The sequence below is a fragment of the Mycobacterium neumannii genome (assembly GCF_002245615.1).
Taxonomy (GTDB): domain Bacteria; phylum Actinomycetota; class Actinomycetes; order Mycobacteriales; family Mycobacteriaceae; genus Mycobacterium; species Mycobacterium neumannii_A.
The window spans coordinates 194,742-211,385 of the sequence record NZ_NKCO01000001.1 but is presented as its reverse complement, the minus strand read 5'-3'; the positions used below and the strand labels follow the sequence as shown (position 1 = coordinate 211,385).

Sequence of the window (16,644 nt, the reverse complement as noted above, 5' to 3'; positions counted from 1 at the left end):
CACCCCATGACGACCTCACCTTCACCCGACTTCCACCTCGACCGCCCCGCGGTGCTGATCGCCGCCCTGCCCGCCGTTCTGGGCTTCGTCCCCGAGAAATCCCTCGTGCTCGTGACCGTGGACCGCGGCGCGATGGGATGCGTCATGCGGGTGGACCTCTCCGAGGAGCTGACCGATTCGGTCGAGGACATCGCCGAGGTCGCCGCGGCGGCGCGACCTGACTCGGCGATCGCTGTCGTGGTCGACGAGGACGGTGCGGGCTGTCGGCTGTGCAACGACGAATACCGCGAGCTGGCCGCCGCACTGGCGTCCGCCCTGGCCGACCGGGGGATCGAACTGCTCGCCGCGCATGTCGTCGACCGGATCGCGGCCGGCGGGCGGTGGCACTGCGCCGACGGCTGCGGCGCAGCGGGCACCGTGGACGACCCGTCGGCGTCGCCGCTCGCGATGGCCGCCGTGCTGGACGGGCGCCGCCTCTATGCCCGGCGCACCGAACTCCAGGACGTCATCGCGGTCACCGATCCCGCTCGCGCCCAGGTGTTAGCCGGTCCGATCGAGGACGCGCAGGCAGGTCGATCGGAGGGCGATGCGTGCGGCGAGATCGAGGCGGTGATCGCGGCGGCCGCGCGGGTGTCCGAGGGTGACGACCTGCCCGACGAGGTGGTGACCCGGATCGCGGCTGCCCTGACCGATCTGCAGGTGCGCGACACGTTGTACGCGCTCGCAGTCGGCGAGCGCGCGGCTCACGCCGAGTCGCTGTGGGCGGAGTTGTCGCGGCGGCTTCCGGAGCCGTGGCGGGCCGAAGCGCTGGTGTTGTTGGCGTTCTCGGCCTACGCCCGCGGTGACGGTCCGCTGGCGGGGGTGTCGTTGGAGGCGGCGCTGCGCTGCGACGGCGCCCATCGGATGGCCCGCATGCTCGACACCGCGCTGCAGTCCGGTCTGCGCCCGGAGCAGATCCGCGAACTCGCCGCGACCGGCTACCGCTTGGCCGACCAGTTGGGAGTCCGGTTACCGCCCAGGCAGGCATTCGGAAGACGGGCCGGTTGACCGCCGGCCGCCGCTGTCGCTCGGGAGGTCAGACCTTTTCGACCTTGACGGCGTGCGCCATGTGGTGGGGCAGCTCGACCTGTTCGTGGCCGGGGATCACGATCAACACCCCGCCGTGGTCGTTGCTCTGCACGGTCACGCGGGCGTTGGGCACCACACCGGCATCCTTGAGCCTGCTGATCAGGTCGGCGTCACCCTGTACATGCTCGGTCAGCTGCCTCACCACGACCGCGACGGGCATTCCGGCGGGCAACTCGGTCAACCGAACGAGGTTCAACCGGTCGCGTTCCGACGACGTGCTGATCAAGCCCAGCTCCGAAAGCCCGGGGATGGGGTTTCCGAACGGCGAGGTGGTCGGGTTGTCGAGAACCTGGACGAGCCGGCGCTCGACGTCCTCGCTCATCACATGTTCCCAGCGGCAGGCCTCGGCGTGCACTTCCTCCCAGGGCAGGCCGATGACATCGACGAGCAGCCTCTCGGCGAGGCGGTGCTTGCGCATGACGGCCACCGCGAGGGCTCGGCCCTTGTCGGTCAGCTCGAGGTGGCGATCGCCTGCAACGTGCAGCAGGCCGTCGCGCTCCATCCGCGACACCGTCTGGCTGACGGTGGGACCGCTCTGATCGAGACGTTCTGCGATGCGTGCACGCAGGGGCACCACGCCCTCTTCCTCGAGGTCGTAGATCGTCCGCAGGTACATCTCCGTGGTGTCGACCAGATCATTCATTGCGCTAACCCTCCGTCAGAGGTCGAGTCTACCGGCTAAAGGGCCTGAACTGCGTTGTTACGTCTGCGACACCGGCACATGCTGATACGACACGATCCCCGCCGGTCGAAGCAGCGGGGATCGTGTCGGGGGTCTAACTTGCGTACGAGCGGAGGCGGTCCGCACGTTCGCCGTTGCGGAGCTTGGCCATCACCTCGCGCTCGATCTGACGCACCCGCTCGCGGGAGAGCCCGAACAGCTTGCCGATCTGGTCGAGGGTGCGGGGCTGACCGTCGTCGAGGCCGAACCGCAGCCGGATCACCTGCTGCTCGCGCTCGTCGAGCGTGGCCAGCACGTGCCGGATGTCGGTGTGCAGCAGTTCGGAGATCACCGCGTTCTCAGCCGACATTGCCTCGGCGTCCTCGATGAAGTCGCCCAGCGGCGCTTCCTCGTCGCTGCCCACCGGCATATCGAGGCTCACCGGGTCGCGGCTGTGCTCGAGCAGATCGGTGATCTTCTCCACCGGGATCCCGGACTCGGCGGCCAGTTCCTCATCGGTGGCTTCACGGCCGAGGTTCTGGTGCATCTCGCGCTTGATCCGAGCCAGCTTGTTGACCTGCTCGACGAGGTGCACCGGCAGCCGGATCGTGCGGCTCTGGTCGGCCATGCCGCGGGTGATCGCCTGACGGATCCACCACGTGGCGTACGTCGAGAACTTGAATCCCTTGGCGTAGTCGAACTTTTCCATCGCCCGGATCAGGCCCAGGTTGCCTTCCTGGATCAGGTCGAGCAGCGGCATGCCGCGACCGGTGTAGCGCTTCGCCAGCGAAACGACAAGGCGCAGGTTGGCTTCGAGAAGGTGCCTACGCGCGGCCTCACCGTCGCGGACCACGGCAGCAAGATCACGTTTGCGGTTCTCGCCCAAGCGCTTCCGCGTGTCGAGCAGGTGCTTGGCGTAGAGCCCTGCCTCGATGCGCTTTGCGAGTTCCACCTCATCGGCGGCGTTGAGCAAGGCAGTTTTGCCAATACCATTCAGATACACGCGTACGAGGTCAGCCGCTGGACTCTGGGCGTCCAGGTCCCGGTCGACGCGGATGGTGCTGGCATTTGCCATGACGGCCTCCTGATCAAGTCGAACTGTCATGAGCTACAACGCCCACGAGGTCCAAAGAGTTCCCAGCCGTTGGCTGGTTCACACCTTCTGATCAGCGGTTTCTCGGACCCGACCTGAGAATGTCCTTAGAAAAGGGATAGAAGCGTCTCAGCTGGGAACATCGCCATTCGAGCCACGCCCCTCGGGTTGCGGCGGCGCGACGGTGCGCTGCTCGAGCGCCGGCCGTTCGCCGGTCGGCACCTCGGAGGAGTGACGGCGGTTGTCGAACCGGCGCGGCTCCTCTGGACGCCGAGGCGGACGGTCGTTGGCGATGAGCACGGCGATCCACGGCAAGGGAATCGAGCCGACGAGAATCGCCAACGAGATCAGGCCGTTGTGCCAGATGCCATAGGCGATGGCGGCCAGTACGAGCGCCGGTATACGAAACGACATGAGCGTCAAGTACTTGCGAACCCGTTGGCGGTGCTGTTCCTCGTAGGCGGGGGCGGCGCGAGTGATCAGGACGGGCCGGCCATCGTCGTCGAAACTCAGCTCGGGGCTTTGTTTCATACCTTCACTGTCCCACATTGTGGCTCCGCTGTACGGGTCGGTTTTCTTACGGGCAAAATGGTTGTCATGCAAACCCAGACGATCGAGCGCACCGACACCGACGAACGCGTCGACGACGGGACTGACAGCGATACCCCGAAGTTCTTCCACTATGTCAAGAAGGACAAGATCGCCGAGAGCGCGGTGATGGGCACCCATGTCGTCGCGCTGTGCGGCGAGGTGTTTCCGGTGACGAAGTCGGCCAAGCCTGGGTCACCGGTGTGCCCGGAGTGCAAGCGCATCTACGAGAAACTCAAGAAGTAGCCCGGTCGGCCGTCGCTCCCGCGGCTCCTGCCGGGGACACCGGAGCGGCTGTCGGTGCTTCTTCGGCCGCGACGCCGTTGAGTGACTCGGCTTTTCCCTTCAACCACCAACCGAACCGCTTGGCGTGCGTGTCGGCCGCCGGCCACTCCTCCTGGATCGCGGCGTTGAGTTCGGCGCCGATCATGATCGCGAATCCGAGGAAGAACGCGAACAACAAGAAGGCGATCGGCGTCGCCAACGCGCCGTAGGTGTAGCCGGTCGCGGTGATCCACGTCAGGTAGAAGCGCAGGCCGAACGTCGCCAACAGGAACACCGTCGTGGCCAGGATCGAGCCCAGCAGTAACCGGTGCGACGGTAACGGCTTCGGCAGCGAGACCCGGTAGAGCACGTTGACGGACACGACCAGCGCCAGTATCAGCACCGGGTAGTAGCCGAACCGCAGAACGTGATCCCAGCTGTCCGGGATGTACGTGGCGATCTTGCGAGGCCCCAACGCAATGAACGGGGCCGCGATGATCGCGCCGACCAACATCACCACGTAGAGGCCGAGCGCGTAGAACCGCTGACGAACCGGATGGCGTAACGGCGTCTGGTCGTGCGCCTCGGTGATCGAGTCGACGAATGCCGAGATTGCCGACGATCCGGCCCACAGCGAGATGACGAAGCCCAGCGAGACCACCTCACCGCGGGCGCCCTTGACGATGTCGCGGACCGTCGGCTCGATGATCTCGGTCACCACATTGGTGGAGAAGAACCGCGCAGCCGTGTCGACGATCTGGGTCTCGATCATCGGAAGCGTGTCGGGTCCGAACACCGGAGCGATGTAGGCCAGGCTGCCGAGCATCCCCAACAGCAGCGGGGGAAGCGACAACGCCGACCAGAAGGCAGCCTGCGCGGACTCCGAGAAAATCGAGTCATCCCAGCTCTTGGACAAGGTGCGCCCCACGATGTGGCGGATGTGGTGGCGCGACGGCTTCGTCGGCAGCGGCCGGGGCTGGTCATTCATGACCAGTCCAGCATTACTGACGAAGTGTGATCCTGCCCAGAGCGGCTCTCAGCCGTGTCGGACGCTATGCCTCCACCGGGCTGACTTCGAGGACGGCAGCCGACTCGATCAGCTTGGCCTCGTGCTCATTGGCGTGGTGCTGGCAGAAGAGCAACTCGGCTCCCGACGGGAGCTTCGCGCGCACCCGTGCCGCGGCGCCGCAACGATCGCAGCGGTCAGCCCGGGTCAGTGGGGGACTGGTGAGCGTTGCGTTCGTCATTGCGGACCTCCGTACTGTCGCGTGCATCTACTGTCTCAGACGTTTTGGCTTTCGGCGTTGTTCCCAAAGGCTCTACCGGTGTGTCGTGTCTCACCGTTACCTCGAGTTGCCGGCGCGGCAGGCTGGCTATATGAGCCCACTGCCCACCGTACTGGTCCACCTGTGTAGCAAAGACGAATGGCAGTCTGCTCAAGCACGCGGCGAGCATTGTCCCGCTTCGTTGACCGCGAGCGGCTTCGTGCATCTGTCGACACCCGAGCAGGTGCACCTTCCGGCCAACCGGCTCTACGCCGGTCGTACCGACCTGGTGCTGCTGCACATCGACGCCGCACGACTGTCCTCTCCGGTTCGCTGGGAACCCGGTGTGCCCGCTGATCCCGTGGGAATGGAGTTCCCACATCTCTACGGCCCTTTGCCAATCGAAGCTGTGATCCGCGTCACGTCTTATCTGCCGGACTCCGAGGGCCGGTTCGCTCCGCCGGCGCCCTGACCGACCGCTCCCTCGTACGCCGATCCGGAGGCCGTGTGCGCCGCTCTCGCATCGCCTCAAACTAGATCACTTCCACGCGCGGGAGGGGTCTACGTACACTTACAAATCGTGGGCATTTTGTTAGGTCTGGCACCGTGGATCGTCTACTGGGTGCTCGTCGGTAATGTTCCGTTCATCGTCGCGGCCCTGATCGCTCTGGCGGTCGCGCTTGGCGCATTCACGCTGGGGCAGATGCGCGGCGGTCCCGGCCGGATACTCGAAATCGGCGCAGTAGCAACGTTTTTGATTTTGACGGCACTCACATTCGCGCTCGACGAATCGTTTTCGGAACGGTGGATGCTGCCGCTGAGCAACGCCGGCATCTTGCTCGTGGCGCTCACCGGTGTGCTGATCGGCAAGCCGTTCGTTCGGGAGTTTGCCGAGGCCGGCCAGCAGCCCCACGTCGTCAAGAGCGACCTGTTCGCTCGCGTCACCTCTGCGCTGACGTGGATCTGGGTGGCGGTGTTCGGCGGCATGACGCTGTCGTCGGTGATCCCGCCGATCGTCGACCGCGACGCGACGATCCATGACACCGAATCACCGCTGTCGTTCCTGTGCTACTGGGTGATCCCGTCCGTGTTGTTGGCAGGCGCGGCGTTCGCGACGCGGGTGTTGCCGGACCGCATCGCCGCCGGCGCGGACGACATCGTCCGCAAGACGTCGTTCGTCGCATTCGCCGAAGCCGAGATCGACCAGTTGATCTACCTGGCCACCGAGCACGCCAACCGGGAGGTGGGCCCCGGCAAGGAGGCCTACGACATCAAGATCGGAAGCAAGGGAATTCCGTTGACCGGCGACGAGACGCGCGAATCGTGGCCCTCGACCTACAAGGTGCGCGACAAGAAGCGGTGACTCGCGGCCGCGCTAGATCGGCGTTGCTTCCACGATCGATATCGGTGTGACGGTGTCGACGACGCGGTCGAGCCGGAAACCTGCGCCGCGCAAGAGTTCTGCGTAGTCGGCGCGGGTACGTTCTCTGCCGCCCACGGTGACGAGCATCTCCAGGTCGAGCTGGAATCCGATGAACGCAGTCGCCCGTTGGGGCAGAACCATTTCCAGGAGGAGCAGTTTGCCGTGCGGTGCGATCGCGGTGCGGACGTTGCGCAGGATCGTCAGCGACGTGGCGTCGTCCCAGTCGTGGATGATGTTCTTCAGCACGTAGGCGTCACCGCCTTCGGGCACCCTCTCCAGAAACGAACCGCCTTCTGCCGTGCATCGGTCCGCCACTCCGGCGGCCTTGAAAGTGGTTGCGGCGTCGGTGACCACAGAGGGCAGGTCGTACACGATGCCGTGTGCGCCCGGCGCCCGGTTCAGAATCGTCGACAGCAGCAGGCCGTGGCCGCCACCGACGTCCACGATCAGTTTGAAAGCGCTGAAATCGTATTGGCTGAGCGCTATTTCGTTGGTGATGCCGCTCGTCGCGGTCATCGCTTTGTTGAACACCTGGGCCAGTTCGGGATCGGTTTCCAAGTAGTCGAAATACGGCATCCCACGCAGCTTGATGACTGACGGTTCGCCGGTCTGCACCGAATGCAGCAGGCTGCCCCAGTCCTCCCAGCGGGCCTGGTGGCCGATGAACAGCACCATGTCGCGCATCGACTCCGGGTGATCGGAGCGCAAGGCTTCTCCGACTTTCGTCAGGCTGAAGGTGTCGTCGCGGCGATGGTCGAGCAGACCCTTGGACGTCAGCGCCCGCATCAGTCGGTATAGCGCGTCGGGGTCAGCGCCCACCCGCTCGGCGATGTCTGCGGCGCGCGCCGGTCCGTTCGCGAGTTCGTCGGCGACACCGAGTTTCGCAGCGACGAACATCGTCTGCGTCGTCCACGCTCCGGTCGCCATCTCGAGGATGGCGACGCTCGCGGGCACCGTCGAGCGATGAACGGATTGCAGAGCCGCCCGCAGTCGGTCGACGACGCGGACCACAGGCATGGGAGGAACCTTCGCGGGCTTGTTCGGCACGGCGCGAAACACTACAGGTTCGTTGTTACAGCTGGTTTGCTGCCCGGGAACCGGCGCGATCGCGGCGCGGCGAGTGTCGGTTCGACGCACACTCGAATGCGAGATCGCGTTGAACAACCCGACACTCGCGGATGCTTTTGTTGACCGTAAATCGAGTCAGCGGCGATCCCTTGCGAGGCATACTGCCTAAGACGCGAGCCGGACACGAAGGAGTGCCAATGGGAAGCAGGGGGGTGACCGCGGCGGCATCCGTCCTCGCGGCAGGCATGGTCGCGGTGGGGTCAGCAGCCCCCGCGTACGGCGTCGACCAGATCACGGCGAATGCGCTCGGCACCTACGAAGTCGCCTACGAATGGGGCCCGACGACGTGGGTCGTCACGCCATGTGAAGGCGACTCGTTCCAGTGTGTGCACGTCACCGAGTACGGCGCCGGCGACACCGAGCGAAAGTCGCCAGGATGGAGCGCGAACGCCTACTGGCAGGTCGGATGGTGGATCATTCGCGACGCCCTGACACCAGATGCGCTCACATGCGAGGACGGCTCGCAGCACGATCTGCCCATGAATTACGCATGGGATGCCGCCAGCGGTAAAGGTGTGCGCTCCTACTACGAACCGGGGATATGCGGCGACGCCTACAACGGCGCCAACGAAATCACGCTGAACAGGATCGGACCGCCACCGCCACCGCCACCGCCACCGGCGTAGGTACTAGTCCAGGCGGTCGCACAGTAGGGGCCGCACGGTGTACGGCCGAACCCTTTTCGCGCGGGTCGTGAAGCATCAGCGGGCGCATTGAGAGTCTGTTGAGGACATCGCCCGATTCTCTTCTCAACCACAGACACGCTGTGGCTACGAGAAAAGGGACTCCGATGACCGATAGCCCGTCCACGAAGACCGCAGCCTCCATCACCACCGTCGGCGCAATCAAGAAACTCGCCGCCGCTGCCACCATCGCGGGGGCCCTGGGACTGGCTGCGCTCGGCGTGGCTGGCACAGCGGCCGCTGCACCTGCCCACGACTCCGAGCAGCACGCCGGCACGTCGTCGTCGGAGCAGCACGCCGGCACATCGTCGTCCGAGCACGCCGGCACGTCATCGTCGGAGCAGCACGCCGCACCCGCCTCCCCAGCCAATGACTCCGAGGTCCACGCCCACCTGATTCCGGGGGTCAAGCTTGATCCCACGTCGGCCGGCGATTCCGCGGTCCACGCCCAGATGACTCCGGGATTCACGCCGCAGCCGACCCAAACCGCCACGTCCCACCCGGCTCTCGGCGAGCACAGCCCCTTCGCCGGTCCTTTTCCCGACATGGACCCCATCTGCGGCTGCCGCGAGGTGATTGACGAATGAAGGTCGGCAGTTAGGACGCGTGAGGGCAGGTGTTCCTATGGGACACCTGCCCTTTGCCCGATTTCAGATCGGACGCCGAGGCGGCGAACCTGCAGTTCAGGAACCGAAGTGTCGGTCAGTCCAAGTAGTCGCGCACTAGGGGTCGATATGCGCTGTGCGCCAGTAGGGTTCACGCGGCTCGCAACTTAGCGTTATAGCCGTGAATATCTTGGACTGACACGCTCACTCGACGTTGAGGAGCAGAATGTCAACTGCGACCAATGAGCACCCGGCCCTCAATCATCCGTGCCCGTTCTCTGGCACCCGCTGACCACGTCGCCGCGCTTCGGGAGCAGATCGAATTGGTGTGCTCCTAAGGGCGGGCCGACCTGGCCGAAGGGAGCGAGGGCATGAATCGTGCAGCACGATTGAATCCTTCGACGGCGGGGCACTGCTAGTCGTATGCCCGCTGTGACTTGTCCGCGCTGCGGCAGTCCCGACACATACCGAATCGATGAAGGTCGACAGAGCGACGCGCTGCGCTGGGAATGCGGGGGTTGCGGGAAACGCTTCTTCGTCCGCATGGCTGGCGACCGAAGGTAAGAAAGTCCCCCGTCAGACGGGTCTGGCGGGGGACTCTCTTGACTCACCTCGGGTTGTTATGCGCGGGGGTTGTTCGTGATGGTGCCGCCACCGCGGTTCGCCGGGTAGTCGGCGTCCTTGCGGCGCTTCAGACCAAGCAGTCCGAGCAGGCCGAGCAGGCCTGCGAGGCCCCACAGACCGTTGTCACCGCTGTCGTCCTGTTCGGCGTCCTGGGCGAGGACCGTGGTTGTCGTTGCCGGTGCAGGCGCGGTCAGTTCGGTGGCATTGGCCACCCCGGCGCCGCCGAACAACAGAGCTAGAGTCGTCGCGCCAATCGCAGCAGTTTTCTGCATGTCGTGCTCCTTTTCTCAATTTGTTGAAGCTAGGGGGTCCGATGTTCACTCAACCCGCTAAACTCGCTCCCCACTAGTTGCCCATCGGCGCGTAGCTAAACCCGCGTATCTTCTCGCACGTTTCTCGGAGCGCGACAAACCGCAGGTCTAGGGGGTGTGTGACAGTTCACACGGTCGCGTTCGCGGTTGAATCGCGTCCGATCGGTTAATTGAGGTGAACCCCCGGGCGTGGTTGAGCTCCGAGCCACGTCCGGGGCCTCAAGACGACAGACCGGGTTTGGCGAACATTCTCAGCGGGCATGGTTTGCCCAGCGTCGGCGCTGGGGCGGTCACCTTCGGGGTCGGCGTGAGGTGTTCGACGGGGTGACCCTGGAAGTTCAGCAGCGAGCCTGGCCCGCCGACGCCGCCCTCACCCTCAATTTGGAAATGATGCACCTGGCCGAGCCCGTCACCTGCTCCCCTGATGCCGAGCCTCATTTTTGCCGAAGAATGCACGAGAGCTACACCCTTGATCGCGCGTACAGGGTCGAAGGAGCGACTCTGAAGTTTCCCGAGGCTCGACCGTCACGCTTCGCTAAGACCGGAAGGTGCGCGATAGCAACGCGTCGGGTGCTGTAGCGAATACCGCGCGGGCCAGCGTGGGGAAGCCCCGTTGATCGTCGTCGTTTCTTTCAACACGCAAGCATCGTCCTCAGCAAATTTTCAAATGGGGCGTAAATTCTGGCCTCGCGGCGTTAGGTTCGCCTCAGCTGTGAGTCGGCTGAAGGCCAGCTGTGAACACTATCGGCCACTTCGAACCGCCGCCAGGCTTAGGGGGAACCGTGGGACATGTAAACATCATCGGACGGGTCGGGACGCTAGCCGTTGCGCTGGGTATCGGCGTCGGGTTAGTTACGACGCCCGGCGTCGCCTCGGCCAAGCCGTCTGACGGCACAAACTCCTCGACCGAGTCCAACTCAGCAAGCTCAAAGCCGGACAAGGCACCGAAAGCCGCTAAGCCGCCGAAACCGGAGAAGAGCGTGTCGGTTTCGAAGAACGGTGTGGTGACCAAGCAGCGCGGCACCGCATTCGCCGTAACCCCAGAGGGCAGCACCGGCACCCGAGCCCGAGCCCGCGGCGACTACGCCGTAGCAGCCGTGAACAGCGGCAATAACAACACCGCAACCGCCAACGGCACCAATGCCAGGGCCGTCATTAACGGTGGCACCAACAACCACGCCACGGCCACCGGCGACAACAGCACCGCCTATGCCGGCTCCGACCGCGATAACAGCAGCAACAACAACACCGCTACCGTCCGGGGTGACAACAGTAGTGCCGAAGCCGGATATCGCGGTAGTGACAATAGCAACAACACCGCTACGGTCACAGGCGATAACAGCCAAGCATTCGCCGGCTCCAATGGCAGCGGCAACCACAACAACAATGCCACCGTCATTGGCAACTACAGTACGGCTTGGGCCGGTGTAGCCGACCCCGGCAACACCGGCAACACCGGCAACAGCAATAACACCGCCACCGCCAACGGCGATCGCGCCGGCGCCTACGCCGGCTATGGCAGCAACAACACGGGCAACAATGCGGCCGCCACTAATACCGAAGAAGCCGGTGCAGCTGGGGCCTATGCCGGCACCTTCGGCAGCAACAACACCAACAACACTGCCGTCGCCACTAACAGCGGGGATAACAGCGCTGCTGTGGCTGCAGCGGGAATTAACGGCAACAACAACACGAACAACACCGCCACCGCAACCAACACCGTCGACAACAACGGCTTTACCGAAGCTCGAGCGGGAAGCGACAGCAGCAACAACACCGGCGAAACGGCCACCGCAACCAACGGCGAAACCGACATCCAGCCACCGCCCCCACCACCCAGCGGAGGTGGACCGGGCGCCTAGCAGAGGCGATATAGGAGGCGGCAAAGTACTCCTGTACCCGATCTGGTCAGGCCGTCAGGGCCGCCCAGTCACCACAAGCGACGGCACAACGCTCGACCTTGCGGACCCGACGCCATTCATTCGAGGCAATTCACCTCGGCCTGCCTCCGGACCGCCATCTACGACCGCGACTAGAGCGCCAAACCCCGCCCGGTGGATGCTGCATTGACGCGCGTGCACCGAAGGACTGCGAGGAACCGTGGTTCAACTAGTCACACGCGCGGGTAACCTCAAGACCGCTCCTGCGTCGCATCTGATGTTCGGCCCGCCCTCACCTCTCCAGGGGGCGGGCCGAGCATTCCCTCGGCGTGTTTCTCATCGGCGGGAAGCGGTGCCGCGGGACTTTCCTCCGCAACTGCCCTACCGCGGCAGTGTGCACGGTGGCGTGGAGGGCCACAGAGTTATTTCGAAGTCACGCAACGGCTTTAGGAAATCGGCCAAGGGCGTCAATTTCGATTCGCGCTGAGCTACATTTTGGCTTGGTGGGTGTCGAGGGGGCCCTCACCGTGCGAGGGGTCAGCAACCGGCCATCGCCGCCGGGGCTAGGGGGGATTCATTATGGGTGACGGAAATTGCATCGGCCGGGTCGGGGCGCTAGCAGTCGCGCTGGGCATTGGAGTCGGGCTGGTCTCCACGCCCGGCTTGGTATCCGCCAAGCCGTCCGACGATACGAACTCCTCGAGGGACGCCTCAGCGGCCTCCTCGTCCGACGCCTCAGCGGCGAAGGCGCCCAAGGCGCCGAAAGCACCCAAGACAGAGAAGAGCGTGTCCGTCTCGCGAAATGGTGTGGTGACCAAGCAGCGCGGCACCGCGACCGCCTCCACCCCCGAGGGCAGCACCGGCACAAGGGCCAAGGCCCGAGGCGACGGCGCCACCGCGACCGTGAGTAGCGGAAACGACAACCGAGCCGACGCCAACGGCACCAATGCCAGGGCGACCGCGGCAGGCGGTGAGAACAACCGAGCCACCGTCAAAGGCAACAACAGCACCGCCCGAGCCGGGAATGACGGCGCCGACAACAGCGGCAACACCGCCTCGGTGCGCGGCGACAGCAGCCAGGCTAACGCCGGCTACAACGGCACCGGCAACCACAACAACACCGCCACCGTCAACGGGAACCGCAGCGGCGCTCACGCGGGGGGCAACGGCGGCAACAACAACACCAGCAACCGCGCCACCGCCACCGGCAATGACAACCAGGTCGGCGCTGGCGTCGTCGGGTCCGACAACGACAACAACACCGCCACGGTCAAAGGTGATCGCGGACTTGCCGGCGCGGGCACCTACGGCAACAACAATGACAACAACACTGCCGCCGTCAAGGGCGACGGCACAGCCTGGGCGGGCGGCGGAAGTTTCGACCCTGATACCACCGGCAACAACAACTCAGGCAACGTCGCTACCGTCACCAACACCGGCAGCAGCGGTAGCGGCACAGAGGCTTTCGCCGGAATCAACGGCGACAACAACACCAACAACAGCGCCACCGTTGAGGGCGACGACAGCGCCGCCTACGCCGGATACAGAGGCACCGGCAACACCGATAACACCGTGCGGGTTACAGGCAACGATAGCTTGGCCGTGGCCGGGTCATTCGGCGACAACAACACCACCAACACTGCCACCGCCAACGGTGACGGCGCCTGGGCCGCGGCCGGCGGCGGCCTCCCGCTGATCATGTCACCCACTGAGCCTGTGACGGACTTTCTACCCGGCAGCGGCAATGACAACAACACCGCCACCGCCACGGGTAGTGGATCGGGCGCCATTAACAGTCAGGCCGTCGCCGGAACCGCCGGAACCAACAATGACGACAACAATGCGACCGCTGCTAACAGTGGCAGCGGCAGCCAAGCCCTTGCTGTGGCCGGCCAGTTGGGCGAAAATAACAGCAGCAACACCGCCACAGTCATCAACAAAGGCGACAACAGCGTCGCTGCGGCGGCTGCCGGCATTCAAGGCAGCAATAACGTGGGCAACGTCGCCACCGCGACCAACACTGGCGCCGGCAGCCCAAGCACCCCCTTCCAGACCTCAACCCAGGCCGTCGCCGGGTCCTTTGGCGACAACAACGCCAACAACACCGCCACCGCCACCAACACCGCAGACAACACCGGCCGTACCCTCGCCTTCGCCGGCCGGGGCGGCGACAACAACACCAACAACGCTGCCACTGCCAGCAACACCCTCGAGGAGTTCTTGGAAACCCTCGCTCAAGCGGGGTCCGACAGCGACAACAACAATCGGTATACCGCCACCGCCAGCAACGGCGGCACCGACATCCAGCCACCACCCGAGACGCCCTAAAACCGGCCTCCCATGCGTTCGGCCCGCCACCCTCCCGAGGTGGCGGGCCGAGCTATTTCTGTCGGTGCCCGCCGATACCGTGCCGCGCATGAGCAACGCAGCGGCCTGGGCCGTCACCGCCGGCAACAAATTCCGCGAAGTCGCACGGTCGACCGAGAACCCGACTACCAAGCTCCTCGCCGAAGGGCTGTCGGCGCTCACTGAAGCCCTCCGCGAGTTGGACGCCAAGCTGGAGAAGGTCGAGCAGCAGGTGCGGTCAGGTGCTGCTTGAGGGCGGGGGCCCAGGCTCCTGGCCGTCTTTCGTCATTACGTGCTGCCAGGCGCAGGGAGCGTAGTAGTAGGTGTCGTTCTCGGACGCCTTGACCACCTTCAGGACTCCATCGTCAACTCGTAGTAATCCCCGTCTCCCTTGCAAAGAACGCCATTCTTCTGCTAAGTCTCCGGCCACTCAGGTGGTGGCGGCGCGGTCAGTTTCACGACAAATCCCATGCTGGGAGCGTGCCATGAAAGCGGGCACGAAGGGGCGCTCTTTGCAACGAGCGCCCGCTTATTGCACTTGCTATGGGTTGTTGGGGCGGTTCTGTTCGGCATCGAGATCGGCGCACCCTCGGTGGTCTTTCCAAGGTTATGTTCTGTGGACCTAACCTTTCACCGCGATCGCGTCCGCCGAGGCTGGCACCGAGGCCCGGCGGCGCGTAGACACGTGGACGGGCTGCCGGGATGAGAGTCGCCGGAACAGCTATCGCCGATGTGTACACACCGAACATTTCGGTCGCGGGGGTTACCGTCATCGTTGAACCGCAGACGGGGGTAAACAATGGTGTCGGTCTCGCCAAGTAACGCGTTATCAGCGCGGGTGATGCTAGCGACGGGGATTCACGCGCAGCCCGGTGTCTACGCTCTGTTACTCGGGTCTGGCGTATCGCGAAGTGCGGGTATCAACACTGGGTGGGAGATCGTCCAGCACCTGGTGCAGAAGGCAGCGGCAGCCGAGAATCCCGACGACGCGACCTCTCAGGAGCTCGCAGCAGCCGACCCGGAGACGTGGTGGATCGAACACGGCGATGGCGAACCACTTGGCTACTCGTCGCTGCTCGCCGCCATCGCGCCGACGTCCGCAGCCCGACAGGGCCTCCTGGCGGAGTACTTCGTGCCTACGGACGAGGATCGACAGGAAGGCCGCAAACTCCCAACCGCCGGCCACGAAGCCATCGCTGAACTCGTGAAGGGTGGCTGGGTGAAAGTCATCCTAACGACGAACTTTGATCGATTAATGGAGCAGGCGCTCGAAGCAGCCAACGTCGCCTACCACGTGATCTCAAGACCGGAAGCTGCAGCGGCGGCCACGCCCCTTGCCCATTCCCCTGCCACAGTCGTGAAGCTACATGGCGACTGGGCGGACCTCGAATCCCGAAACACCATAGAGGAATTGGAGCGATACCCCGATGAATGGGTCACGCTGCTAACTCAAGTATTCAATGAATACGGGCTGCTCATCAGCGGGTGGTCGGCCGAATGGGACAAAGAACTTGTTAGGGTGCTCGAATCGACGACACGCCGATACCCCCTTTATTGGGACAGCAGGTCATCCAACAGCCCGGTCGCGAAAGAATTATTGAAACAGCATGGTGGACAAGTGGTTACCGCCCGCGACGCTGATGAATTGTTTGCATCGCTGTCCTCAAGCGTCGACGCGCTGACACAGCTTGCCGAGCCTCCGCTTACTACTGCCATGTCGATCGCTCGTCTCAAGCGTGCCCTTCCCGATCCCCTTCGGCGGATAGAGCTTCGCGACCTCATACGTGACAGTGCACGCTTGGTGAATGAAAGAGCGATAGCCAAACCCCTTAAGAATGAAGACCTTGCATCGATCGATGCTCACCTCGATTACTTACTTGAATCAACGAAACCCCTGCTGGCTCTCCTCATCAATGGCGTCAGATACGACGATGGAACAAACACGTCTCGGTGGGTGGAGGCGCTGCAACTCTTGCTCGACAGGCCAATGAAGCTACGGCCCCAAATGGTTCAGGCATCCGAGCCATTCCGGAATTATCCGGCCCTGCTCGCCCTTCGCGCCGCCTCAATCGAGGCTGTAGCCCAGGGCAGGGACGACGTCATGATTGCTCTACTGACGACCCCGCATTGGGACGATCCGTTCCATCCCGGTCGATCCACGGTCGCGGCTGACGTACTTCACATACTGAATGTCATCGACAATTCAATTGCGGACGCTCTGCCTCGATGGGAGGGAAGCGGTTGGGCATATCCCGCCAGCCACTTTCTCACCGACGTGTTGGTTGGGGTCGCAGTGGAGAACGACGTGGACCACTCGCGCTATGTGAACATCTGCGAAGACGTCGAGTACAGAACAGGTTTCGTTCAGTATTTGTTGCCCAGTGCAGATCGCCGATACCGACACAATCCGGCGGCAGGCAACTTTGTGCACGACTATCGATGGAAACCCGTCGGCGACGACTGGGAAAATACAGCGCCAGAATCGGAGTTGAGATTTCGCGAGCACATTTCCCGCACTGGATTCGACGCGTGGGCCGCTCTGCTTGACGGGCGGGACGTCGTTAACGAGATCGAAGACTATCGGTCGGTATTGAGGAACTACAAGAAATTCAGCTAGGTGTCAGGTGCGGTAGGGTGGCGTGGTG

Annotated in this window: 18 protein-coding genes; 10 read left to right on the top strand and 8 right to left on the bottom strand. The window is 64.0% G+C overall.

Features of this window, described 5'->3' with window-relative positions:
• The first annotated feature begins 6 nt into the window (after positions 1-6).
• The gene (locus CEX88_RS01110; protein ID WP_066841429.1) at positions 7-1,047 is read left to right on the top strand and encodes a DUF4192 domain-containing protein; all 1,041 of its coding nucleotides are present in this window, start codon (positions 7-9) and stop codon (positions 1,045-1,047) included.
• Between the two features lie 28 nt (positions 1,048-1,075).
• Here the strand turns inward: CEX88_RS01110 and CEX88_RS01105 are convergent, their stop codons facing one another.
• The 3 genes from CEX88_RS01105 to CEX88_RS01095 form a co-directional block, all read right to left on the bottom strand.
• Positions 1,076-1,771: an iron-dependent transcriptional repressor DtxR gene (locus tag CEX88_RS01105; RefSeq protein WP_064417002.1), complete on the bottom strand. Its 696-nt coding sequence runs from the start codon at positions 1,769-1,771 to the stop codon at positions 1,076-1,078.
• Positions 1,772-1,904: 133 nt separating this feature from the next.
• Positions 1,905-2,864, bottom strand: coding sequence for a sigma-70 family RNA polymerase sigma factor SigB (sigB, locus tag CEX88_RS01100; RefSeq protein ID WP_064426032.1), 960 nt, complete (start codon positions 2,862-2,864; stop codon positions 1,905-1,907).
• A gap of 147 nt (positions 2,865-3,011) precedes the next feature.
• Positions 3,012-3,413, bottom strand: coding sequence for a DUF3099 domain-containing protein (locus CEX88_RS01095; RefSeq protein ID WP_094292089.1), 402 nt, complete (start codon positions 3,411-3,413; stop codon positions 3,012-3,014).
• Between the two features lie 66 nt (positions 3,414-3,479).
• Between CEX88_RS01095 and CEX88_RS01090 the strand changes: the two genes are divergently transcribed.
• The gene (locus CEX88_RS01090; protein ID WP_064350987.1) at positions 3,480-3,716 is read left to right on the top strand and encodes a DUF3039 domain-containing protein; all 237 of its coding nucleotides are present in this window, start codon (positions 3,480-3,482) and stop codon (positions 3,714-3,716) included.
• On the opposite strand, the gene CEX88_RS01085 is transcribed toward CEX88_RS01090, so the two are convergent.
• Together CEX88_RS01085 and CEX88_RS01080 are read right to left on the bottom strand one after the other, a co-directional pair.
• Positions 3,706-4,722, bottom strand: a complete 1,017-nt coding sequence (locus CEX88_RS01085; protein ID WP_094292088.1) for a YihY/virulence factor BrkB family protein — start codon at positions 4,720-4,722, stop codon at positions 3,706-3,708. The genes CEX88_RS01090 and CEX88_RS01085 overlap by 11 nt on opposite strands.
• Before the next feature lie 64 nt (positions 4,723-4,786).
• Positions 4,787-4,981: a DUF7455 domain-containing protein gene (locus tag CEX88_RS01080; protein WP_066841426.1), complete on the bottom strand. Its 195-nt coding sequence runs from the start codon at positions 4,979-4,981 to the stop codon at positions 4,787-4,789.
• 130 nt (positions 4,982-5,111) lie between these two features.
• On the opposite strand from CEX88_RS01080, the gene CEX88_RS01075 reads away from it, so the two are divergent.
• Positions 5,112-5,471, top strand: a complete 360-nt coding sequence (locus CEX88_RS01075) for a DUF952 domain-containing protein (RefSeq protein WP_066841425.1) — start codon at positions 5,112-5,114, stop codon at positions 5,469-5,471.
• A gap of 108 nt (positions 5,472-5,579) precedes the next feature.
• A complete protein-coding gene (locus CEX88_RS01070) occupies positions 5,580-6,362 on the top strand; it encodes a hypothetical protein (protein ID WP_066841424.1) in 783 nt (260 codons plus the stop codon).
• A 12-nt stretch (positions 6,363-6,374) separates the two neighbouring features.
• Here CEX88_RS01070 and CEX88_RS01065 read toward each other — a convergent pair whose 3' ends face one another.
• Positions 6,375-7,439, bottom strand: a complete 1,065-nt coding sequence (locus CEX88_RS01065) for a methyltransferase (RefSeq protein ID WP_094292280.1) — start codon at positions 7,437-7,439, stop codon at positions 6,375-6,377.
• Between the two features lie 248 nt (positions 7,440-7,687).
• Here CEX88_RS01065 and CEX88_RS01060 point away from each other — a divergent pair, with 248 nt between their 5' ends.
• Together CEX88_RS01060 and CEX88_RS01055 are read left to right on the top strand one after the other, a co-directional pair.
• The gene (locus CEX88_RS01060; RefSeq protein WP_126315875.1) at positions 7,688-8,176 is read left to right on the top strand and encodes a hypothetical protein; all 489 of its coding nucleotides are present in this window, start codon (positions 7,688-7,690) and stop codon (positions 8,174-8,176) included.
• A 164-nt stretch (positions 8,177-8,340) separates the two neighbouring features.
• Positions 8,341-8,820 (top strand): hypothetical protein, encoded by a 480-nt coding sequence (locus CEX88_RS01055; RefSeq protein WP_066841422.1) that lies wholly within the window; start codon positions 8,341-8,343, stop codon positions 8,818-8,820.
• Between the two features lie 638 nt (positions 8,821-9,458).
• Here the strand turns inward: CEX88_RS01055 and CEX88_RS01050 are convergent.
• Together CEX88_RS01050 and CEX88_RS25890 are read right to left on the bottom strand one after the other, a co-directional pair.
• Positions 9,459-9,734: a WGxxGxxG family protein gene (locus tag CEX88_RS01050; protein WP_094292087.1), complete on the bottom strand. Its 276-nt coding sequence runs from the start codon at positions 9,732-9,734 to the stop codon at positions 9,459-9,461.
• Positions 9,735-9,992: 258 nt separating this feature from the next.
• Positions 9,993-10,211: a hypothetical protein gene (locus CEX88_RS25890; RefSeq protein ID WP_126315874.1), complete on the bottom strand. Its 219-nt coding sequence runs from the start codon at positions 10,209-10,211 to the stop codon at positions 9,993-9,995.
• Between the two features lie 296 nt (positions 10,212-10,507).
• Between CEX88_RS25890 and CEX88_RS01040 the strand changes: the two genes are divergently transcribed.
• The 4 genes from CEX88_RS01040 (at position 10,508) to CEX88_RS01020 (ending at position 16,616) form a co-directional block, all read left to right on the top strand.
• Positions 10,508-11,635, top strand: a complete 1,128-nt coding sequence (locus tag CEX88_RS01040) for a hypothetical protein (protein ID WP_126315873.1) — start codon at positions 10,508-10,510, stop codon at positions 11,633-11,635.
• Between the two features lie 828 nt (positions 11,636-12,463).
• On the top strand, positions 12,464-13,981 hold the full coding sequence (locus CEX88_RS01030; RefSeq protein WP_126315872.1) for a beta strand repeat-containing protein: 1,518 nt from the start codon (positions 12,464-12,466) through the stop codon (positions 13,979-13,981).
• 88 nt (positions 13,982-14,069) lie between these two features.
• Entirely contained in the window at positions 14,070-14,252 is a 183-nt protein-coding gene (locus CEX88_RS01025) for a hypothetical protein (protein WP_094292082.1), read from the top strand.
• 699 nt (positions 14,253-14,951) lie between these two features.
• Positions 14,952-16,616, top strand: coding sequence for an SIR2 family protein (locus CEX88_RS01020; RefSeq protein WP_202931342.1), 1,665 nt, complete (start codon positions 14,952-14,954; stop codon positions 16,614-16,616).
• Positions 16,617-16,644 lie beyond the last annotated feature (28 nt).